This window comes from Phenylobacterium sp. (genome assembly GCF_037138395.1).
GTDB lineage: Bacteria > Pseudomonadota > Alphaproteobacteria > Caulobacterales > Caulobacteraceae > Phenylobacterium.
This window is the reverse complement of record NZ_JBAXIM010000034.1, coordinates 1-20,862: the sequence shown is the minus strand read 5'-3', so window position 1 is coordinate 20,862 and position 20,862 is coordinate 1. Positions and strand designations below refer to the sequence as shown.

At 67.7% G+C, this 20,862-nt stretch carries 22 protein-coding genes and 1 tRNA gene; 10 read left to right on the top strand and 13 right to left on the bottom strand.

Translation table 11 applies throughout. The features are described 5' to 3' along the window. The 6 genes from WCJ52_RS04360 to WCJ52_RS04335 form a co-directional block, all read right to left on the bottom strand. The coding region (locus tag WCJ52_RS04360) for a dihydropteroate synthase (protein ID WP_336902080.1) at positions 1-1,782 on the bottom strand (1,782 nt) is incomplete at its 3' end. Next, positions 1,779-2,840, bottom strand: coding sequence for a homocysteine S-methyltransferase family protein (locus WCJ52_RS04355; protein ID WP_336902079.1), 1,062 nt, complete (start codon positions 2,838-2,840; stop codon positions 1,779-1,781). The genes WCJ52_RS04355 and WCJ52_RS04360, both read right to left, overlap by 4 nt. Beyond that, entirely contained in the window at positions 2,837-3,697 is an 861-nt protein-coding gene (bla, locus tag WCJ52_RS04350; protein WP_336902078.1) for a subclass B3 metallo-beta-lactamase, read from the bottom strand. Before bla ends, WCJ52_RS04355 begins: the two co-directional genes overlap by 4 nt. Next, positions 3,694-4,614 carry a methylenetetrahydrofolate reductase [NAD(P)H] gene (gene metF, locus WCJ52_RS04345; protein WP_336902077.1) on the bottom strand — a complete coding sequence of 307 codons (921 nt, stop codon included), beginning with the start codon at positions 4,612-4,614 and terminating at the stop codon, positions 3,694-3,696. Before metF ends, bla begins: the two co-directional genes overlap by 4 nt. Next, entirely contained in the window at positions 4,611-5,561 is a 951-nt protein-coding gene (locus tag WCJ52_RS04340) for a metalloregulator ArsR/SmtB family transcription factor (RefSeq protein ID WP_336902076.1), read from the bottom strand. Before WCJ52_RS04340 ends, metF begins: the two co-directional genes overlap by 4 nt. Positions 5,562-5,613: 52 nt before the next feature. After that, positions 5,614-6,939, bottom strand: a complete 1,326-nt coding sequence (locus WCJ52_RS04335; protein WP_336902075.1) for an aspartate aminotransferase family protein — start codon at positions 6,937-6,939, stop codon at positions 5,614-5,616. A 119-nt stretch (positions 6,940-7,058) separates the two neighbouring features. Between WCJ52_RS04335 and WCJ52_RS04330 the strand changes: the two genes are divergently transcribed. The 3 genes from WCJ52_RS04330 to WCJ52_RS04320 are packed head-to-tail and all read left to right on the top strand — an operon-like array spanning position 7,059 to position 9,607. Further along, entirely contained in the window at positions 7,059-8,108 is a 1,050-nt protein-coding gene (locus WCJ52_RS04330) for an aldo/keto reductase (RefSeq protein WP_336902074.1), read from the top strand. A gap of 16 nt (positions 8,109-8,124) precedes the next feature. After that, positions 8,125-9,021 carry a DMT family transporter gene (locus WCJ52_RS04325; protein WP_336902073.1) on the top strand — a complete coding sequence of 299 codons (897 nt, stop codon included), beginning with the start codon at positions 8,125-8,127 and terminating at the stop codon, positions 9,019-9,021. A 25-nt stretch (positions 9,022-9,046) separates the two neighbouring features. Continuing rightward, on the top strand, positions 9,047-9,607 hold the full coding sequence (locus WCJ52_RS04320) for a hypothetical protein (protein ID WP_336902072.1): 561 nt from the start codon (positions 9,047-9,049) through the stop codon (positions 9,605-9,607). 180 nt (positions 9,608-9,787) lie between these two features. Here the strand turns inward: WCJ52_RS04320 and WCJ52_RS04315 are convergent, their stop codons facing one another. The 6 genes from WCJ52_RS04315 to WCJ52_RS04290 all read right to left on the bottom strand — a co-directional run bounded on the left by WCJ52_RS04315 (position 9,788) and on the right by WCJ52_RS04290 (position 14,874). After that, positions 9,788-10,576 (bottom strand): TIGR00730 family Rossman fold protein, encoded by a 789-nt coding sequence (locus tag WCJ52_RS04315; protein WP_336902071.1) that lies wholly within the window; start codon positions 10,574-10,576, stop codon positions 9,788-9,790. 78 nt (positions 10,577-10,654) lie between these two features. After that, the gene (locus WCJ52_RS04310; RefSeq protein ID WP_336902070.1) at positions 10,655-11,044 is read right to left on the bottom strand and encodes a response regulator; all 390 of its coding nucleotides are present in this window, start codon (positions 11,042-11,044) and stop codon (positions 10,655-10,657) included. 75 nt (positions 11,045-11,119) lie between these two features. Further along, a complete protein-coding gene (gene fixJ / locus WCJ52_RS04305) occupies positions 11,120-11,728 on the bottom strand; it encodes a response regulator FixJ (protein WP_336902069.1) in 609 nt (202 codons plus the stop codon). After that, positions 11,725-13,227, bottom strand: coding sequence for a PAS domain S-box protein (locus WCJ52_RS04300; RefSeq protein WP_336902068.1), 1,503 nt, complete (start codon positions 13,225-13,227; stop codon positions 11,725-11,727). Before WCJ52_RS04300 ends, fixJ begins: the two co-directional genes overlap by 4 nt. Before the next feature lie 98 nt (positions 13,228-13,325). Further along, a complete protein-coding gene (locus WCJ52_RS04295) occupies positions 13,326-14,150 on the bottom strand; it encodes a universal stress protein (protein ID WP_336902067.1) in 825 nt (274 codons plus the stop codon). Between the two features lie 55 nt (positions 14,151-14,205). Continuing rightward, positions 14,206-14,874, bottom strand: a complete 669-nt coding sequence (locus tag WCJ52_RS04290) for a helix-turn-helix domain-containing protein (RefSeq protein ID WP_336902066.1) — start codon at positions 14,872-14,874, stop codon at positions 14,206-14,208. Positions 14,875-15,112: 238 nt separating this feature from the next. Here WCJ52_RS04290 and WCJ52_RS04285 point away from each other — a divergent pair, with 238 nt between their 5' ends. Together WCJ52_RS04285 and WCJ52_RS04280 are read left to right on the top strand one after the other, a co-directional pair. Next, complete coding sequence (locus WCJ52_RS04285; RefSeq protein WP_336902065.1) at positions 15,113-15,445, top strand: cytochrome c; 333 nt, start codon at positions 15,113-15,115, stop codon at positions 15,443-15,445. 326 nt (positions 15,446-15,771) lie between these two features. Further along, positions 15,772-16,737, top strand: coding sequence for a 1-phosphofructokinase family hexose kinase (locus tag WCJ52_RS04280; protein WP_336902064.1), 966 nt, complete (start codon positions 15,772-15,774; stop codon positions 16,735-16,737). On the opposite strand, the gene WCJ52_RS04275 is transcribed toward WCJ52_RS04280, so the two are convergent. Next, positions 16,734-17,156, bottom strand: a complete 423-nt coding sequence (locus WCJ52_RS04275) for a hypothetical protein (protein ID WP_336902063.1) — start codon at positions 17,154-17,156, stop codon at positions 16,734-16,736. The two genes, WCJ52_RS04280 and WCJ52_RS04275, sit on opposite strands and share 4 nt — an antisense overlap. Before the next feature lie 211 nt (positions 17,157-17,367). Between WCJ52_RS04275 and WCJ52_RS04270 the strand changes: the two genes are divergently transcribed. The 5 genes from WCJ52_RS04270 to WCJ52_RS04250 all read left to right on the top strand — a co-directional run. Further along, positions 17,368-18,825, top strand: coding sequence for an MFS transporter (locus WCJ52_RS04270; RefSeq protein WP_336902062.1), 1,458 nt, complete (start codon positions 17,368-17,370; stop codon positions 18,823-18,825). An 11-nt stretch (positions 18,826-18,836) separates the two neighbouring features. Next, positions 18,837-19,289 carry a hypothetical protein gene (locus tag WCJ52_RS04265; RefSeq protein WP_336902061.1) on the top strand — a complete coding sequence of 151 codons (453 nt, stop codon included), beginning with the start codon at positions 18,837-18,839 and terminating at the stop codon, positions 19,287-19,289. 61 nt (positions 19,290-19,350) lie between these two features. Beyond that, positions 19,351-19,427, top strand: a tRNA-Arg gene (locus WCJ52_RS04260). A gap of 150 nt (positions 19,428-19,577) precedes the next feature. Continuing rightward, on the top strand, positions 19,578-20,108 hold the full coding sequence (locus tag WCJ52_RS04255; protein WP_336902060.1) for a TetR family transcriptional regulator: 531 nt from the start codon (positions 19,578-19,580) through the stop codon (positions 20,106-20,108). A gap of 128 nt (positions 20,109-20,236) precedes the next feature. Then, positions 20,237-20,862: hypothetical protein (locus WCJ52_RS04250; protein WP_336902059.1), on the top strand; the 626-nt coding region annotated here is incomplete at its 3' end.

Sequence of the window (20,862 nt, the reverse complement as noted above, 5' to 3'; positions counted from 1 at the left end):
CAGGTCCCAGTCCTCGAAGGTCCGCAGGCCCGTGAAGGACGGCTGCGACGGGGTGTTCCGGCTCCAGTCGGTGGCGAAGGCGCGCCGGCGGGCGTCGGCCAGGCTCATCCGGCCCCGGTTGTCCTGGCTGCGCTCGAACTGCTCGCGGACCCGGACATATTCGGCCGTGGTCTCGGCGGTGAAACGGTCGTGCTCGGTGGGCGAAAGCAGGGCCGAGACCACGCCCACCGCCCGGCTGGCGTCGAGGACGTAGGTGGTGGAGCCCGCTGGGTAGGCCGGGGCGATCTTCACCGCCGTGTGGGTCTTGGAGGTGGTGGCGCCGCCGATCAGAAGGGGCATGTGGAAGCCCCGACGCTGCATCTCCGAGGCGACAAAGACCATCTCGTCCAGGCTGGGGGTGATCAGGCCCGACAGGCCGACCATGTCCACCTTCAGGCGCACGGCCTCGTCGAGGATGCGGTCGGCCGGGACCATGACCCCCAGGTCGAAGACCTCGTAGTTGTTGCACTGCAGGACCACGCCGACGATGTTCTTGCCGATGTCGTGGACGTCGCCCTTGACGGTGGCCATGAGGATCCGGCCGGCGCTCTTGCGCTCCTGGCCCGCGCTCTCGGTCTCCATGAAGGGCAGGAGCCAGGCCACGGCCTGCTTCATCACCCGGGCGGACTTCACCACCTGCGGCAGGAACATCTTGCCCGCGCCGAACAGGTCGCCGACCCGGTTCATGCCGTCCATCAGCGGGCCTTCGATGACCTCCAGGGGCCGCCCCGCCGCCAGCCGCGCCTCTTCCACGTCCGTCTCGATATAGTCGGTGACCCCGTGAACGAGGGCGTGGGCCAAACGCTCGGCCACCGCCGCCTGGCGCCAGGCCAGGTCCGGGCCCTTCACTTCGGACTTCCCGCCTTTGAAGATCGGCGCCAGCTCCACCAGCCGCTCGGTATTGGACAGGGCCGGTTGGCGCCGGGGCCGGTTAAGGATGACGTCCTCCACCGCTTCGCGCAGGTCAAAGGGAATGTCGTCGTAGACGGGCAGGTCACCGGCGTTGACAATGCCCATGTCCAGGCCTGCGGCGATGGCGTGGTAGAGGAAGACCCCGTGGATCGCCCGGCGCACGGGCTCGTTGCCCCGGAAGCTGAACGAGACATTGGAGACGCCGCCCGAGACCCGGGCATTAGGCAGGTTGGCCTTGATCCAGCGGGTCGCCTCGATGAAGTCGACGGCATAGTTGTCGTGCTCGTCGATCCCGGTGGCGACCGCAAAGATGTTGGGGTCGAAGATGATGTCTTCGGGGGGGAAGCCCACCTCGTCCACCAGGGTCCGGTAGGCGCGGGCGCAGATCTCGGTCTTGCGCGTCAGGGTGTCGGCCTGGCCCTTCTCGTCGAAGGCCATGACCACCACCGCCGCACCATAGCGCAGGCAGGCCCGGGCCTGCTTCAGGAAGGCCGCCTCGCCCTCCTTCAGGGAGATGGAGTTGACGATGGCCTTGCCCTGCACGCAGCGCAGGCCCGCCTCGATCACCTCCCACTTGGAGGAGTCGATCATCAATGGCACCCGGGCGATATCGGGCTCTGCGGCGATCAGGTTGAGGAAGGTCGTCATGGCGCGAACGGAGTCGAGCAGGCCCTCGTCCATGTTGACGTCGATGATGGAGGCACCGGCTTCCACCTGCTGGCGGGCGACCGAAAGGGCCTCGGGATAGTTTCCCTCGGCCACCAACTTCCGGAAGCGGGCAGAGCCGGTGACGTTGGTCCGCTCGCCGATGTTGACGAAGGTGGGCCTCATGACAGCTCCATGGGCTCCAGGCCCGACAGGCGCATGGCCCGCGGGCGCACGGCCGGCTTGCGCGGGGCCAGGCCCTGCACCGCCTGGGCCACGTGGGCGATGTGGTCCGGGGTCGTGCCGCAGCAGCCGCCGACGATGTTGACAATGCCGTCCTCGGCCCATTGGTGCAGCGAGTGCCCGGTCTCGTGGGGCTGCTCGTCATACTCGCCCATGGCGTTGGGCAGGCCCGCATTGGGATAGGCGCTGACCAGGGTGTCGGCCACCCGGGACAGCTCGGCGATGTGGGGGCGCATCAGGTCCGCGCCCAGGGCGCAGTTCAGGCCGATGGCGAAGGGCCGGGCGTGGCGGACCGAGTTCCAGAAGGCCTCGACCGTCTGGCCGGACAGGGTGCGTCCCGACCGGTCCGTAATGGTGCCCGAGATCCAGATCGGCAGGGGCTCGAAGCCCTCGTCCTCGAGGTCCATGATGGCCTTGATCGCCGCCTTGCAGTTCAGCGTGTCGGTGATGGTCTCGACCAGGTAGAGGTCCACCCCGCCTTCGTTCAGGGCGATGACCTGCTCGCGATAGGCCTGGTAGACCTCCTCGAAGGTCACCGAGCGGGCACCGGGGTCGTTCACGTCCGGCGACATGGACAGCATCTTGTTCAGGGGACCGATGGAACCGGCGACGAAGCGCGGCTTGTGCGGTTCGGCGGCGGTCCAGCGGTCGGCGGAGGCCCGCGCCAGGCGGGCACCTTCCAGGTTGATGTCGCGCACCGCCGCCTCCAGGCCATAGTCCGCCTGGGCGATGGTGGTGGACGAGAAGGTGTTGGTCTCGGAGATGTCCGCCCCGGCGCCGAAATAGGCGTCGTGCAGCTCTGTGATGATGTCCGGCCGTGTGAGGCAGAGGAGGTCGTTATTGCCCTTCAACTGGCCCGGATGGCCAGCGAAGCGCTCGCCCCGAAAATCGGCCTCTTCCAGGCCACGCTTCTGGATCATCACGCCCCAGGAGCCGTCGAGGACCAGGATGCGCTCCCGGGAGGCGGCCTTGAGGGCGGCGATGCGTTCAGTCCGGGTCATTTTGCACTCGCCTCCTGGCGGGCCAGGTCCTTGCGGAAATCCGCCTCGCTCTCGGCCACCCTGCGGGCCAGTTCACCCGGATCGACGAAGGGGTTGGCACCCCCGGCCTTCAGGCGCGCGCGCTTGGCCTCAAGGCCGAACTGCTCGGCGTGGGGCGCCAGGAAGACGTCGGCCTTCAGGGTCTTCAGGAGGGTGAAGCTGCGCCGGTAATCCTCGACAATTCCGGGATACTGGGGTCCGCGGTCGCGCGAGACGAGCCGGTTCGCCGCCACCGAGGTGGAGCAGTAGAGAAGCACGTTCAGCGGCTGGCCCCTGTCCTTTGCCTGGAAGGTCCAGGTGGTGCAGCCGGGGGAATGACCGGGGGTAAAGCGGGGCGTGAGGACGGCGTCGCCGAGGCGGACGGGCTGGCCGTCCTTCAGGTCGGCATCGACCTTGACGGGGGCGAAGTCGAGGCCGCGCATCTCCTCCCAGCCTGGATAGGTCCCGGTCTCCAGGGCCTTTCGGTCGGCGGGATTGGCCAGAAGGCGGGCACTGGTGTCGCGCTTGAGGTCGGCCAGCCCGCCCGTGTGGTCGAAGTGGGCGTGGGTGTTCAAGAGGATCTTCACATCCTTCGGCTGGAAGCCGAGCTGGCGGATACTGGACTGGATCAGGGGCGCGCTGGTCGGCATGGCGCCGTCGATCACGATGTGCCCCTTGGGCGTCGTGATGAGCCAGGCCGAGATGCCCGCAGTGCCTACGTAGTAGAGGTTGTCGGCCACCCGGAAGGGATCGGTCGGCGCGCTCCACTCCGGCGGGCTGGTGGGCGCGGCGACGGCAGCACCTGCGGCCAGGAGGCCGGCAATCAGGGCGGTTCTCATGCGGCGGCTCCTTCCCCGGTGGACTCACGGAGCCCGAGGATGCGGCAGATGGCATAGACTAGGTCGGCCCGGTTCAGGGTGTAGAAGTGGAAGTCGGAATAGCCTTCCTCCGCCAGCTTGACGCACATTTCGGCAGCGACACCGGCGGCGATCATGCGGCGGGTATCGGGGTCGCGGTCCAGGCCTTCGAACAGGGCGCCCAGCCAGGCGGGTAGGGGAATGCCCACGGGCCCGGCCATGCGCTTCAGGCCCTTGAAGTTCGACACCGGCATGATGCCTGGCGAGATGGGGAGGGTGACGCCAGCCTTGCGGACCCGGTCCATGAACCTCAGGAAACCGTCGACGTCATAGAAGAACTGGGTGATGGCCCGGGTCGCCCCAGCATCGATCTTGGCCTTGAGCACGTCGATGTCGTGGTCGATGGAGCCGCTTTCCGGATGGGTCTGCGGGTAGAGGCTGACGCTGACCTCGAAGGGGCCGATGTCGCGGATGCCTGAGGTCAGCTCCGTGGCGTTCAGGTAACCGTCCGTTCGCGGGACATAAACCCCACCGATCTGGCCGGGGGGATCGCCGCGCAGGGCCACGATGTGCCGGACTCCGGCGTCCCAGTAGTCGTGGATCACCTCATCCACCTCGGCCCGGCTGGCGTCGACGCAGGTCAGGTGGGCGGCGGGGGAGAGGTTAGTCTCCGCCAGCAGGCGGCTGACCGTGCGGTGGGTCCGGTCCCGGGTCGATCCGCCGGCACCGTAGGTGACGGACACGAAGGCCGGGTTGAGCGGAGCAAGGCGACGAATGGCCTCCCACAGGGCGAGCTCGGCCTCCTCCGTCTTGGGCGGCGAGAACTCGAAGGAGACACGGGGCGGGGTGGCGAGGCCCGCGCCGGCGCGGGCGATGGGGCCGAGAGCGGTGTTGGTCATGCAGGGCTCCGTTCGGCGGTCCAGACGCAGACGGTCAGGCCGTCGCTGCGGGCGGGGGACAGAATCTCCAGGCCGGTCTGGCGCAGGCCCGCCGCCGACAGCCACCGCTTCATCTCTGCGGCGGAAAAGCCCAGCCGGCGGTGCTGGTGCTGCTCGCGCAGGACCTCCAGGGCGTGGGGGGCGAAGTCGACGATCACCAGCCGTCCGCCCGGGGCGGCCAGGCGTCCGGCCTCGCGTACCGCGGCGGCGGGGTCGCCCAGGAAGTGCAGGACCTGGTGGACGACCACCAGGTCGGCACAGCCGTCGGGCAGGCGTGTGGCGAAGATGTCCCCGTGACGAAGGTCGCAGGCGGGCAGGCTCGCCGCCTCGACCCGGGCCCGGGCGACGTTGAGCATCTGCTGGGAGAGGTCGAGGCCCAGGCAGGAGGTGGCGCACGGCCCGAGCAGGGTCAGCATGCGTCCCGACCCGGTCCCCAGGTCGACCAGCCGGTGGAAGGGCCCCGGCCCGGCAGCGTCCCGTATGGCGACCTCCACCCGGTCCTCCGCCACGTGCAGCGACCGGATCTCGTCCCAGGTTACGGCATTACGCGCGAAGTATTGGTCAGCGGCGGTCCGGCGCTCGCCGCGCACCGCTTCCAGCCGCTCGGCGTCACGGACCAGGACTGGATCGGCCCCATCCAGGGCGGCGAGGACGCGATCTGCGAGGGTGCGGGGTTCGCCTTCGGCGGCCGGGCGGTAGAAGACCCAGGCCCCGTCCGGGAACCGTTCGACGAGCCCGGCCTCAGCGAGCAGGCGCAGGTGGCGCGAGACCCGGGGCTGGCTCTGGTCCAGCACCTTGCAGATCTCCAGGACCGCCAATTCCTCCCGCGCCAGCAGGGCGAGGATGCGCAACCGCGAGGGCTCTCCCGCAGCGCGCAGGACGTCGACGGTGCGGTCAGCGTTCAACATGAGCGCATAAAGATATCTTTATGTCTTTATGTCAACCCGACGCCCGGCGACTTCAGGCCAGGTCGTCCAGAACGCTGCCCAGGATGTCGAACAGCTTGCCGATCTCATCCTCGCTGATGATGAGCGGGGGCGACAGGGCGATGATGTCGCCCGTTGCCCGGATCAGGAGCCCGGCCTTCAGCGCCCTCACCAGCACCTCGTATCCGCGGGCGCCGGGGGCGTCCGCCCGGGGGGCGAGTTCGACCGCGCCCATCAGGCCGATGTTCCTGATGTCGATGACATTCGGCTTGGCGCGCAGGGCGTGGATGCCGTCCTCCCAAGGGCTCGCCAGGGACTTCACCCGGGTGAAGAGGCCGTCGCGCCGGTAGACTTCCAGGCTGGCGAGGGCCGCGGCGCAGGCCACGGGATGCCCGGAATAGGTATAGCCATGGAAGAACTCGATGGCGGCGGGCGGACCCTGGACGATGGCGTCATGCACCTTCCGGTGGGCGAAGACCGCGCCCATGGGCAGGGCGCCGTTGGTGATGCCCTTGGCGGTGGTCATGATGTCCGGGGTGACGCCCAGGGCCTGGGCCCCGAAGGGCTCGCCCAGCCGGCCGAAGCCAGTGATGACCTCGTCGAAGATCAGCAGGATGCCATGCCGGTCGCAGAGGGCGCGCAGGCGCTCCAGATAGCCCTTGGGCGGCGGCAGGACGCCGGCGGAGCCCGCGACGGGCTCAACGATGACCGCGGCGATGGTCTCAGCGCCATGCAGGGCCACCAGCCGCTCGACCTCGTCGGCCTTCTCCGCCCCGTGTTCCGGCAGGCCCCGGGAGAAGGCATTCCTCGCAAGGTCGAAGGTGTGGGCGATGTGGTCCGCCCCGGGGAGGGTGAGATAGGTCCGCCGGTTATTGACCAGGCCGCCGACGGAGATCCCGCCAAAGCCGACGCCGTGATAGCCCTTTTCCCGGCCGATCAGGCGCACCCTTTGCCCCTCGCCCCGGGCGCGATGATAGGCCAGGGCCATCTTCAGGGCCGTGTCGACGGACTCCGAACCCGAGTTGGTGAAGAAGATCCGGTCCAGTCCGGGCGGTGCGAATTCCGCCAGGGCCGCCGCCAAGCGGAAGGGCAGGGGATGTCCCATCTGGAAGGTCGGGGCGAAGTCCAGGGTGGCGAGCTGCCGGGCGACGGCCTCGGTGATTTCCTCCCGGGCATGGCCCAGGTTGCAGCACCACAGGCCCGCGGTGCCGTCCAGCACGCTGTCGCCGTCGGCGGTGCGGTAATACATGCCGCTCGCCTCGACGAGGAGGCGCGGCGCGTCCTTGTACTGGCGGTTGGCCGTAAAGGGCATCCAGAAGGCCGCCAGGTCCGGCCGGTTGTCCCCGTAGTCCGCGCTCATGGTCTCCGCCCTCGTCTGATCCGGAACCGAGCCCTCACCTTAGCGCCTCTCTCCATGAATGCGAGGCTTGCCACCCCCGGTGGTGCCGCTTATCAGCCGGTCTGCCGGAGAGATGGGCGATGAGGCCCGCGCCGATGCCAGGGGAAGTCGCCATGCAGAGCCAGCGTCTGGGCCGCAGCCCGCTCGTCGTATCCAAGATCTGCATGGGGACCATGACCTTCGGCTCCCAGGCCGACGAGAAGACCTCGCATCGCATTCTCGACCGCAGCCTCGAGGCCGGGATCAACTTCTTCGACACCGCCGAGAACTATCCGGTCCCGCCGCAGGAATCCTGGGCTGGCCTGACCGAGGAGATCTTCGGGCGCTGGATGAAGACCAAGCGCCGGGACGAGATCATCCTGGCCACCAAGGTCTGCGGTCCCAGCCATGGCTGGATCAAGGGCTCCCAGCGGGCCGGGATGACGGCGCTTGACCGCCACAACATCACCCGGGCCATCGAAGACAGCCTTCGCCGCCTGGGCACGGACTATGTGGACCTCTACCAGACCCACTGGCCCGACCACGGTGCCCGCTACGAGGACGCCCTGGAAACCCTGGACGAGCTGATCCGGGCGGGAAAGGTTCGGGTCCTGGGCTGCTCGAATGAGACCTCCTGGGGGCTGATGAAGGCCCTTTCGACCTCGGAACGCGAGGGCTTTGCCCGCTACGAGACGATCCAGAACAATCACAGCCTCAACAACCGCCGCTTCGAGGACGAACTGGCCCAGGTCTGCCGGCAGGAGGGGGTCAGCTCGATCCCCTACTCGCCGCTGGCGGGGGGCGTCCTGTCGGGCAAGTACAACGGCGGGGCCCTGCCGTCCGGCGCGCGCTTCAGCCGCTACCTGGAGCTGGGCGGCCGGCAGGCGACCATGGCGCGCCGCTTCGTCAACGAGAAGAGCCTGACCTCCACGGAGCGCTTCGCGCAGATTGCCGCCGAGGCGGGCATCTCCCTGGTCACCCTGGCGACGGCCTGGTCCAAGCAGCATGACTTCGTCGCCTCGACCATCGTCGGCGTCACCCGCGAGGACCAGTTGGACGACATCTTTGCCGCTGCCGACCTGGTGCTGTCCCCAGAGACCCTGAAGGCCATCGACGAGGTCACCCGGGATATCCTCTACCCGATGGGTTGAGGCCGGCCATCCGGCCGTGACCGCGTCACCCATCGAGCGCCCCGTCGCCCAGACCCCCGGCCTAGGGATACTGCTGCGCGTGCTTGCCATGGCCTTCATGGCGGTCCTCGCCGCCATCGTGAAGGCCTGCGCCGAGCGGGGCGTGCCGGTCCTCGAGATCATCTTCTTCCGCAATGCCTTCGCCTTCATCCCGGTGTTGATCTACATCTCGCGCACCAGCGGCCTCTCGATCCTCCGGACAAACCGGCCCGGCGCACACCTGACCCGATCCGCGGCGGGCCTCACGGGGATGATCTGCGGTTTCACCGCGGTCAGCCTGCTGCCCCTGACCCAGTCGACGGCCATCTCCTTCTCGGCACCTCTGTTCATGACGGCCCTGTCGGCCCTGGTCCTCAAGGAGCCGGTCAGTCTCCAACGCGGGTTCGCGGTGGCTGTGGGGTTCGTCGGCGTGCTCATCATGGTCCATCCGGATCCCAGCCAGTTTGTTGGCGTCGGGGTACTTTTCGCCATCGCCGCCGCCATCGGCGCGGCTGGAGCCAACATCGCCATCCGGGAGATCAGCCGGACGGAGCCCGGCCCGACCATCGTCTTCTACTTCACCCTCGCCGGGGCGATGGTTGGCCTTGCCAGTCTTCCCTTCGGATGGGTCATGCCCAGCCCGGGGGTCCTTGGTCTCCTGGTCGCCGCTGGCCTGATCGGCGGGACCGGGCAGCTCCTTCTGACCGAAGCGATCCGCCGGGCGCCCGTCGCCGTGGTGGCACCCTTCGACTACACCCAGCTTGTGTGGGCGGGGCTGATTGGCTTCCTGGTCTGGGGGGAAACTCCGGCGATGCTGACCCTGATCGGGGCCATGGTGGTGGCGGCCAGTAGCACCTATATCCTATGGCGCGAGATCGGGCGCTCCCGGATCTAGGTCGCCCTCAGCCTTGGAGCTAGGTATGCAGTATCGTTGGACCTGCGCTGCGATCGGTGCAGTCTTGGTGATGGGATCCGCTGGTACCGGCCAGGCGGCCATCACGGTTCTGGGCGGCGGTTCCGCCGAGGCCTGTTCCCAGGCGGCCATGACGGGCGAGATGGATCGCAAGTTCGAGGATCTCTGCACCCAGGCCCTGGAGACTGAGGCTCTCAACCTCCGGGACCGGGCGGGCACCCTGGTGAACCGTGGGGTCTTCAAGCTCCGCCGGCAGGACTTCAGTTCTTCCATCCGCGACTTTGATGCCGCTGTTAAACAGGATCCCAAGCTGGGCGAGGCCCTGGTGAACCGCGGGGCGGCAAAGATCGGCCTGAAGGCCCCGGAGGCCGCTCTGGTCGACATCAACCGGGCCCTGGAGCTGGGCGTCTCCGAGCCGGCCAAGGCGCACTACAACCGGGCCCTCGCGTACGAGCGGATGGGTGACCTGAAGTCTGCCTGGCTCGACTACACCAAGGCTGCCGAACTGGACCCGGTATGGGACGCGCCCCGCACGGAACTGACGAGGTTCACCGTTTCGCGGAAGTAGGGCGGGGGTTAAACGTCTCTCCCGGCGCTCCGTTTGGCTCGGCATCAATAGGTGCACCCCCGTCCGGAGCGACCACAGGCAGAGGCATCGGTTTTCTCTTCAGGACGCCAAGGCCGGCAAGGCCGGAGGCCATGAAACCCCATAGTTCCCTGATGGGACCGCGTTTTGGCGCCGGATGGGTCACGGTCGGGCTCCACCCTCGGCGGCCAGGACACCGGCGCTGACCGCCTGCCAGGCGGCCTCGGCGGTGTCGGCGAAGCGGATGAGGTCGAGGTCTGCGGGGTCGATCATGCCGCGCTCCACCAGGACATCGAAACGTATCAGGCTGCGCCAGTAGGCCTCGTCAAAGAGGACGATGGGCACTCTGGGGCCCTTGCCGGTCTGGACCAGGGTCAGGATCTCGAACAGTTCGTCCAGGGTCCCGAAGCCGCCCGGGAAGGCCACCAGGGCGTTGGCCCGCATGGCCAGGTGCATCTTCCGCATGGCGAAGTAGTGGAACCGGAAAGCCAGGCCCGGGGTGATGTAGGGGTTGGGGAACTGCTCGTGGGGCAGGGAGATGTTGAAGCCGATGGTGGGCGCTCCGGCCTCTGCGGCACCGCGGTTCGCCGCCTCCATCAGGCCCGGACCGCCACCGGTGGCGATGACGTTGTCCCGGGGACCGGCCCCGGTGGGCCCCGCAAGCGCGCCGCCGCGCTGGGAGGCGATGCGGCCAAATTCCCGGCCTTCCGCAAACCAGCGCCCCTTGTCGCCCGGGTCGTCTTCGCGAACCCGGGCCGAGCCAAAAACCACGATAGTCGACCGGATTCCCCAGGACTTGAGCGCCTGGTCCGCCTTTTCGTACTCGAGCAGGAAGCGAACCCCGCGCATGCTCTCGCCCAGGAGAAAATCGGGGTCCAGGGCGGCGAGCCTGTAGGCCGGCTGCGAGATCAGGGCGCGGGGGTCAGGCTCAGATCCGCCGGGGAGCTTCATGGACAGGCGTCCGCTGGGCTGGGCATGTTCCAAGATATAGGCAGTCGGCGAAGACGAGGCAATGCGCCTGGCCTGCCCTCAGGGGGGCGGTGCCTGGCCCAGTGCGGAACGGATGCTGCGCACGAGAATATCGTCCAGCAGGGGCTTTTCGATGATCGGCACCCCCATTCGGTCTGCGCGTTGGCGCAGTACGGGGCCCGGATGGCTGGTGATCAGGAAGGCGGGAAGGCGGACCGCGCGGCTTCGCAGGATGCTGAGGCACTCCAGACCGCCCATCCCAGGCAGGTTTTCATCCAGCACCAGGCAGGCGTTCCGGTCGGGGAGTTTGGCCTTTAGCAGGTCCTCCCCGCTGGGATAGGCCTGGACCCGGTAGCCATCGAGTTCGAGGGCGAACCTCAGCGCACTTCTGAGGGCGTCGTCATCGTCCACGAGGATGAGTGTCGGGGGCTCGACGGAGACTGGCGACATACTGGACCCGGGGACTCTGAACAGCCGGCGGGATACTCCCGCCACCTGAGTCCGGCCTTGATCCAGCGCAAGTTTTCAAAATCCGACGAGGATGGACATCCGGACAAGCTCGGAGAGGCTCCGGGCACCCGTCTTGGTCATCACGTTTGCACGGTAGACCTCCACGGTCCGCGGGCTGATGCCGAGGTCCCGGGCGATTACCTTATTGGCCTTACCGTCGACGACGCCCTTCAGCACCTCGGTTTCCCGGCGCGACAGCGAGGTGAGCATTGCCGAGAACACCTGGCCGCCCCTGGGCTCAGCCTGGCCTGCCGCCTTGAGGATGACCTCCTGGATCGCCGCCAGCAGAACTTCGTCATCGAAGGGCTTTTCAAGGAAGTCGGCGACACCCTGCTTCAGGGCCTCTACCGCCATGGGCACGTCGCCATGGCCGGTGATGACGATCACGGGCGTCGGCATCCCGCGGGCCTGAAGTTCGGCAACCATCTGCAGGCCCGTCATGCCCGGCATGCGCACGTCGGTGACGATACAGTCGCCGGCCTCGCGGTCGCCAGCTTCGAGGAAGGCGATGGCCGACTCCCAGGTCCGGCAGGAAAGCCCGGCGGACTCCAGGAGGAAGGCGAGAGACGCCCTTACGGCGTCGTCATCATCAATCACGTGGACCAGGGAAGGGGGCGAGCTCATGCGTCGGCCTCGTCCGGGAGGGGGAGTCCACCATCTCGTAGCGTGAAACGGAACACCGCGCCACCTTCCGGTCGGTTGAAGGCGCTGATCTCGCCGCCGTGCGCCTCGATGATGGTCCGGCAGATGGACAGGCCCACCCCCATCCCCTCCGCCTTGGTGGTGACGAAGGGCTGGAAGAGCCGGTCCACGACCTCCGGTGTCAGGCCGGGCCCGGTATCAGAGATACGCACTTCCACCCATCCGCCCGGAATCGCTGAGGCCTCGACCGTGAGACTACCTGTCCGGCTCTCACTCATGGCCTCCAGCGCATTGCGCATCAGGTTGAGGACGACCTGTTGGATCTGCACCCTGTCAGCGAGGATCAGGGAAGCGCTCGGGGAGAGTTTGAACTCCAGACGGACCCCTGTATCCCGGGCCCCCATCATGGCCAGGGCCCCGGCCTCCTCGATCAGCCTGGGAAGGGGCTCGATGCGCATGGCCACTTCGCCCTTGCCCACGAAGCTGCGCAGCCGGCGAATGATATCTCCGGCGCGGAGGGCCTGGTCGCCGGCGGCGGACAGGGCGGTGCGGACCCGCTCCAGGTCCGGGGTCCCGGAATCGAGCAGCCTGACCGATCCCTTCATGTAACTGGCGATGGCCGACAGGGGCTGGTTGAGCTCGTGGGCGAGGGCCGAGGCCATTTCGCCCATGGAGGTCAGGCGCGAGACGTGGATGAGTTCGGCCTGCATGTCCTGCAGTCGCCGCTCAGTCGCCTTGGGCTCAGTCAGGTCGCGGATGAAACCCGTGAAAAAGCGATTGCGGCCGGACCGCATTTCGCCGATGGCGAGCTCGACGGGGAAGGTCGAGCCATCCTTGCGGATGCCGACGACGACGCGGCCAATTCCGATGATCCGGCGTTCTCCGGTCTGGAGGTAGCGGCCAAGATAGCCGTCATGGTCGCCGCGATAGGGCGCTGGCATCAGGATGCGCACATTCTGGCCGATCACCTCGCTGGCTGACCACCCGAACAGACGCGCCGCCGCCGCGCTGAAGGAACGGATGGTCCCGACCTCGTCGATCACGATCATGCCCTCGGGGACGGTGTCGAGGATGGACTGCAGGTGATCCTGCCGCTGTTTGGAAATGGCGATCAGGGTCCGGGCCTCAAGGGACATCCGGCGAAGCCGCCAGGCGGCACCGGCCACTGCCGCCGAGGTCGCGACATAAAGGACGAGCTGGCTGACTTCCGTCGAGCCCGCGTTGAACCCACCCCCCGAGAGGACGAGGTATCCGGCGAGGCCCAGGGCCGAGGCGAGGATGACCGGACCGGCGCGCCCGGGTAGGGCGACCGCCACGAGCGCCGGCGCGAGAAGTATCAGGTCCAGACCTTGGACTGGGCCTGGGAACAGGAACATCCGGACCAGAAAGACCAGCGCGACCCCCGCCGCCGCCAGTCCGTAAGCCCGCCACCGCCCCTGTTGCCGCTCGTCGTCCACGTCCCTGCGGATTTTTGTGTCCATGCGTGGAGTCCTAGCCCGCCTGAAGACCGGAGGGAATGCAACCCTCGGCCTCCTTCGCCTTCCGGCCTCAAGCCTGGGCCCCGCTATAGGAACACGAACTAGTGACTGAGGAAGACGAAGCGCTCGCAGGTGTGGAGCAGATGCCGGGTTACCCCGCCCAGCACCCACTCATAGGCGCGGCTGTGGCCATAGGCGCCCGATACGATCAGGTCGGCATCCATTCGGTCGGCCTGGGCCAGGAGGTCCGTCTGGACATCATCGCCGCCCGACACCGCCACGTGAGTGCGGGGCTTTGCCATGCTGTGCCGGGCGATCATGCCCGCGACGTCATTGACCTGGGCCATCAGGGCCTCCTGGTCTTCGCGGGCGCCGAGGGCGACGATCAGGATCTCATCGACCATGTGCATGAAGGACAGGGCGTCGGAGACGGCCCTGCGCGCCTCGCGCGTGTCCTTCCAGGCCACCATCACCCGGCGGGGGTCCAGCCGGCCACCATGGGGCGGGACCACCAGCATGGGACGCCCCGAGCTGATGAGCAGTTCGGGCGTGCTGACCGTGTTGTAGATGTCGCCGGTACTGGCCGGTCCGCCTGTCACGATGAGGTCCACCGCCCGGGCTACCCGGGCCATGGCCGGCGTGGGAAGGTCGCCAACCGACCGCCACTCCGTCCGCGCACCCTTGGACTGGGTTGAGAAGGCCGATCTTGCGGCCTGGAGGTTGCGGGTCTGCTGTTCGTAGAGCAGGGGCGTCCACTGGCCGGTCCCGAAGCCATAGGGATCGCTGGTGGCAATGGGCGGGATCGATTCGGCACCGAGCCCGATCAGCAGGGCGTCTAAGCGGATCGCGAGGGCGGTGGCAGCCTCGGTTCGCAGGCGCGAGGCTTCCCCGGGCAGGGCATGCACAAGAAGGGACTTGAAGCTCATGTCGTCGTCTCCATTGGCCCGGACCGGCCAGACCTTGGCCGGGGGGCGGGCACCGCTAAAGGGTCTGGTTCGCCAACCGGGCCAGGCCACCCGGATTCACAATCCGGAATCGCCGCGTGGCGCAGAAGGACACGATACGGCTCGCCTGGAGTTGAGAGAGCATGCGCGAGACGGTCTCGATCGTCAGTCCGAGGTAATCGGCGATATCCTGGCGCCCCATGGGCAGGTCCACGACCCGCAGGTCGCCGGACTTGTCTGAAAGGTCTTTGAGAAAGCTGGCGACGCGCTCGCAGGCGGTCTTCCTGCCAAGCATGATCACGTGTTCCTGAGCTCTCTCGAGTTCGCGCCGGGTGGCTTCCCAGCCCATCCGCCCGACGTCTCCGCCTGAGGATCGAAGGGTCGAGGCCTTGATGACCAGGATGATGCTGTCGCGGACCGCCTCGGCGGCGAACCGATGGGTTGAGCCAGCCTCCAGGCCGAAAATGTCACCGGCAAGGTAGAAGTCACCGATCTGGCGGCGGCCGTCAGCCATGACCCGCGTCGTCCGAACCGCCCCGTCGAGCACCCGGTAGATCAGGTCTGCATCTTCGTCCTGGCCATAGATCTCCTCGTCCTTGGCGAAGGTCATGCTGACGCTCAGGCGGAACAGGCCGGCCGCCGTATCGGCGCCCTTGGGCGGGATCGGCAGGTATTGGACATCCGTGTAGTCGTGGGCGAGAGCCATGGTGCCGCTCCTTGGGGGACAGGGCTGAAAGCTAGGCTCAGGGCGGTCCCGCGACTATCCGGGGCGGCTCCCTACGGGGAAGTACCTATCGCTGGAGGGAAGGTCCGCAGGCGGGTCTCCTGCGCGATCTCCGTCAGGAAAGCCTTGATCCGCATCAAGGCGCAGGTGACCGGCGGAGGCAATGAACTGGGCAAGGCCTTGCGGCGGACTCCTCGCCGGCGCCCAGGAGACCTGACCTATGCAAAGATTCCTTGCTGTCGCCGCCCTGGGCGTCCTGGCTGTCCTGGCCTCCGGCTGCGTCACGGCCACAGAGTCTTCTGGAGCCTCCGCCTCGCGTGGGCGGCTGATCGCCGAAGCCCGTTGCGCCTCCTGCCATGCCATGACCGGCGAGGCAGAGCCGGGAAGGCCGCCGGCCTTCGCGACCCTGGCGGCCCGCTACCGGGCGCATAGCCTCCGGAACCGCCTGACGGAAATCGACGAGACCGGTCACTTCAACATGCCACCCCTGCGTATGGGCGACGCCGATGTGGCCGACATCGCCGCCTGGCTCGACAGCCTGCCCCTGCCCTGAGCCGCCTTACCGGTTCAACTTGCGGCAGATCAGGGCGGAGTGCCGGGACCCGGAAGGGAGGCCTTCACCAAGGAATTGGCCGAACCTCTGGACCCGCAGGTGCGGGATGGCGAGTTCGAACGCCTGGTCCTGGGGGCGCCCCCGCGCCGGCTCAGGGCCATCTGCGAAAGGCTCTCCAGGCCGAGATCCCGAAGGACCTGTTGGAGGTCTCCAACCCTGAGATCGTGGCCTGGCTGAACGCGCCGGGCCTTCTCTGACGGCTTCCGGCTGGCGGGAATCGGCCGATCACGCGCAACTGTCCCGCGACCTCACCCGGGAGCCGAAGCATGGTGCAATCAAGGCTGGAACCCGTCCTTGCGACCCTGACCCTCAATCCCGCCCTGGACATCCAGACGGGGGTGGACGTCGTCGAGCCGGAGAACAAGCTCCGCTGCGATGCGCCGCGCCAGGACGCCGGCGGCGGCGGGGTAAACGTCGCCCGGGTGATCCGGCGATTGGGGGGGCGGGCGTCGTGCGTCCTGCCGCTGGGCGGTCCCGCCGGCCAATCGCTCCAGGCGCGCCTCGCTGCAGAAGGCCTGGACGCCGTCGTCATCCCGATCCAGGGGGAAACCCGCCAAAGCTTTACTGTCCTTGACCGGTCCCGGGGGGCCGAGTTCCGGTTCGTCCTGCCCGGGCCCCGGCTGGGTGCCGCTGAGTTTCGCGCGGTCGAGCGCGCCCTCGACGATCTCCAGTCCCGCCCCGACGTGCTGGTGGTGAGTGGGAGCCTCCCCGCCGGCCTGGATCCGAAGCGGTTGACCCGGCTGGCCTCCCGGGTCCGGCGACGCGGGGTCCGGCTGGCCCTGGACGCCTCGGGAGAGGGACTCCAGGCGGGACTGGAGGCCGGCGTCTGGCTTGTGAAGCCCAACCTCCGGGAACTGGGGGCCTACCTGGGCCGGGACCTGCCCGACCGAGACTCCCAGCTGGCCGCAGCCCGAGGCCTGGTCGCCGCCGGCCGCGCCGAATGGGTGGCGCTCAGCCTCGGCCGGGAGGGGGCCCTGCTCGTAAGCGCGGACTTCGCCGGTTACGCCCCCGCCCTGCCGATCACGCCGGTCTCCACCGTCGGGGCCGGGGACAGCTTCATGGCCGGACTAGTGTGGTATCTGGCCCGGGGGGCGCGGCCTGAAGCCGCCCTTGCCACCGCCGTGGCCGCCGCCTCGGCCACCCTGATGTCCCCCGGATCGGGCATGGCCCGGAGCGCCGACATCCGCCGGCTTCGCCCTCGTGTCCGGATCGAGATCCTGACGGGGCCCTAGCCCTTCGCCAGGCCGCCCACCAGCATCCGCACCTCGCCCTCACCCCAGGCGGGGAGGAGCAGTCGCTGCAGGCCGCCGACCCTGTGCAGGGTCGGGCGCATCAGTTCCGCCGTGGCGCTGGCCTGGGCGCGCAGCAGGGCGAAGACTTCGGGCAGGTCGACGTCGTCGAGGAAGAGGCCGAGCAGGCGCTCCCGGTCGGCGGCGGCGATCTCCAGGTCATTGACGCGGAACCGCTCCGGCCGGCTGAAGACGTCCAGGATGAAGGTCTCCGCCCCCGAGGCCTCGATCTTGACCTCGGAGAGGTCGTCCCAGAACGGGATTTCGGCCTGGCCCCGCCTCAGGCCCTCCCAATAGGTGAGGAGGCGGGCGAGGGGAGGGGCCAGGGGGCCGTCGACGGCGAAGGGCGCGGTCTGGGTCATCAAGGGGCCTTCCAGGCGGTGCAGAATCTGGTCGCCATCCTAGACTCCACCCTTGGTCGGGGAAAGCGCGCCATCCCCAAGGTTGACCTAGCGGCGTTCTGCCCGTTGGATGGGGACCGACGCCATTGTTTGCGGCGTCAGTGACCATTTCGAGCTTTACCGACGCTCCGGCGATGCACCGGGGCGCGGCCCATTTCCAGGGAGTGATTTCATGTCCAGCGCCCAAGCCGGCTCTCAGGCCGGCTCTGTCGAGCGGCTACCCCTTCGCACCAAGTTCTTCTTCGGGATCGGGTCTGCGGCGGAAACCATCGCCCTCTTCGCCCTCGGCTCCTACTCCATGCTCTTCTACAACCAGATCCTGGGCCTGAACGCGGGCCTGGCCGGACTTGCGGTGTCAGCCAGCCTGCTTCTGGACGGTCTTGCGGACCCGATCGTGGGCTCCCTTTCAGACCGGACCCGTTCGCGCTTTGGCCGGCGGCATGGCTACATGTACTTCGCGCCTATCCCGATCGCCCTGTGCATCATCGCCGTCTTCCACCCGCCGAAGGGGGCCTCGGACCTGGTGCTGTTCTTCTGGTTTGCGCTCTCGGTAAGTTGCCTGCGGATTTCCATGACGCTCTTCCACACCCCGCACCTGGCCATGGGCGGCGAGCTGTCCCGCGATTACATCGAACGCTCCAAGGTGTTGAGCTGGAACAACTTCTTCACCTGGGCGGGTGGGGCCTTGATGAGCTTCTTCGCCCTGCACTTTGTGTTCAAGGCGACCCCGGAATATCCCCGCGGCCTGCTGAACCCCGAACCCTACGGGCCATTCTCCATCGGCTGCGCCATCGCCGCCATGCTGATCCTCTTTGCTTCCGCCTGGTTCACCCGCGACCAGATCCCGAGGCTGCCCAAGGCCCCGGAGAACCTGCCCCGCTTCAGCCCGCTGGAGTTCCTGAAGGACCTCGGCAAGGCCCTGGGCAACCGAAACTACCTGTGGCTGCTGATCGCCTTCTTCTTCCTGTCATTGATGATCGGCCTCCGCGGCGGCCTGAACCTCTACGTCAATACCTTCTATTGGGGCCTGACCAGCGAGCAGCTGAAGTGGTTCGTGATCGGCAGTGGAGCCGGCTATATTGCCGGCTTCCTGTTCGCCGCCCGGATGCACAGTCGCCTCGACAAGCGGATGAACATGATGATCTGGGCGGTGATCTATGCGGTGGGCCCGGCCATTCCTATGATCCTCGGCGTCCTGGGCGTCCTGCGGCAGGATACGCCAGGGCTGGCGCCCATACTGATCGCCTTCTCCTGCCTTGGCGCCGCCGGGGCCAGCATCCTGTCGATCACCGTCATGTCCGCCCTGGCCGATATCGCCGACGAGAACGAACTGACCCACGGCCTTCGCCAGGAGGGCGTGCTCTATTCAACCCGGGCCCTGGCGGCCAAGGTCGACCAGGCTGTCGGCGCGGCCCTGGCCGGCCTGGCCCTCATGCTCATCAGCTTCCCGGAAAAGGCCAAGCCGGGCATGGTGGATCCGGGTGTCCTGCATAATCTGGCGATCGTAGACGGCCTTGTCGGCGCCATTCCTGGCCTGATCGCGGCGGTCTGCTACGCCCGCTACGGCATCACCCGCGAGCGCTATGAGGCAACCAAGCTTGCCCTCGCCGCGCGCCGGGGTGCCAGTTGAGGCCTGGAAGGGTGCGCCTCGCCCTGCTCCTCGCCGCTGGGCTCGTCGCCTTGCCGGGCGCCGCCCTCGCCGTTCTGCCGCCCTACGTCTACCTGGCGGCGCGAGCCTCCGCGGCCGTCCACCTTCAGGTCCAGGTGACCCGCGTGCGCAAGGTCTCCCGGGAGAACGCCTGCCGCATCGAGGGCAGGGCGCTCGCGGTCTGGAAAGGGCCGGTCAAGACCGGTGATGCGGTGCGCTTTGTCCTACCCTGCCGCTTCGCCTCCACCCCCGTCATGCCGGGCCCGACCCTCTGGTTCGACCCTTCGGACCTCAAGCCTGGCCAGGTCCTCGAGGGCTTCTTCGAGTCTTCGGAGGGGGGCCTCCGTCCGGCCCAGGACCAGGTGTTCCGGGTGCGGGCTGCCAGTGCACAGCCGCTCTGCGGGACCGGGGACTACGCCTGCCGGGACGAGAGCGGTGCACCCTGAGGGCCGCCGCCTTTCCGGGCTTGGCACCGGACGCCGCCCGTGGCATCGCTCCCTCCGGCTAGGCCCGGTAGCTCAGCAGGATAGAGCAGCGCTTTCCTAAAGCGAAGGTCGGGGGTTCGAGTCCCTCCCGGGCCGCCAGGCCGGCGGGCCGCGCTTGGGGTCCCACTTGTCGGGCAGGTGTACAGGCCGTATCCGCACGCCATGACATCGGACTCACCCTTGCCGCCAGCGCCCCGCGTCCGGCGCACTCCATCCCCGGAACGGGACGGGCGAATGGAGCGGGGCCGTGTGACTCGCGGGAAGATCGTCGCTGCGCTTCTCGACCTCATTCGTGCGGGGAACCTGAGCCCGACCTCCGAAGATGTGGCGCAGTATGCGAAGGTCGGTGGGCGGACTGTTTTCCGGCACTTCCAGGACATGGAGTCGCTGTTCGAGGCGATGAACGCCCAGGTCCGATCCCTTGTGGAGCCGGTGCTGACCCACGCCGCTTGGGAAGGGGATCTGGGGCAGAGGATCGAGCAACTGGTTACGGCCAGGGCGGCTGCCTTCGAGCAGATCACGGCCTTCTATCTCTCGGGCGAAACGCGACTTCACACATCGCCAACCCTCCAGCGCGCCAGGTCTCAGTTCGCGACACAGCAGCGCCGCCAACTCCGGGCTTGCCTACCGGAGCTGGAAGCGCAGCCCGAGGTCGCCGCGGCGATTGAACTCCTGACATCCATGGAGGGTTGGCTCCGGCTCCGTCGCGCCCAAGGCCTGGCCGTCGACGAGAGCCGGCAGGCCATAATCGTAGCCTTGAGCCGCCTCCTGGCTGATTAATTGCAAGGGCGACAGCACCCGTTGCAAAACGCGGCTTCGTCATATAGTGGCATAACTACTGTCAATTTATGTGACGAATCGAGGCCCTGCTGGCATCGATCGAAACGTCTGACGCGGAGGGCCGGGCGATGGCGAGTTTCTGGGTTTGGGGCCTCGCCCTGCTTGGCTACGCAGCCTTCCTGGCCTGGTACGTCAACTGGCGCGGCCCGCTCTCAAGGGCTGAGATCGAGACCCTCATGGCGAATATGCTCGCCAGCAATGTCGGGCACGGCGACCAGGACGAAATGCCTGTCATTCGGCGCTTCCTTGAGGAGGACGACGGTCGTGAGTTCTTCATGCTCAACGTCATTCGCCTGTCAGAGACTGACGTCACGGATCCCGACACCGGAGAGTTGCAGCCGGCGCGCCAGGTCATGGCCGGCTATACGCGCATGTTCATGCCCGCCCTGTTCGCCCGGGGCGGGCATCCGGCCCTGGCCGCGCGACGTGTCGGGGGCATGGTCGACACCTGGGGGCTCAAGGAGGTCCCGGAGTGGTCGATGATGGGCTATATCCGCTATCGGAGCCGGCGGGACCTTGCACACCTGGTCTGCAACCCGCGTTTCATCGGCGCCCATGCCTTCAAGTTCGCCGCCATGCCGCAGACGTTCAACTTCCCGACCCGTCCGATGATCATGACCCTTGCCGGTCCAAGGATCTGGGTTGGCCTGTCATTCGCCCTCGTCGCTGCAATGGCGCAGATCGCCCTCCTGCT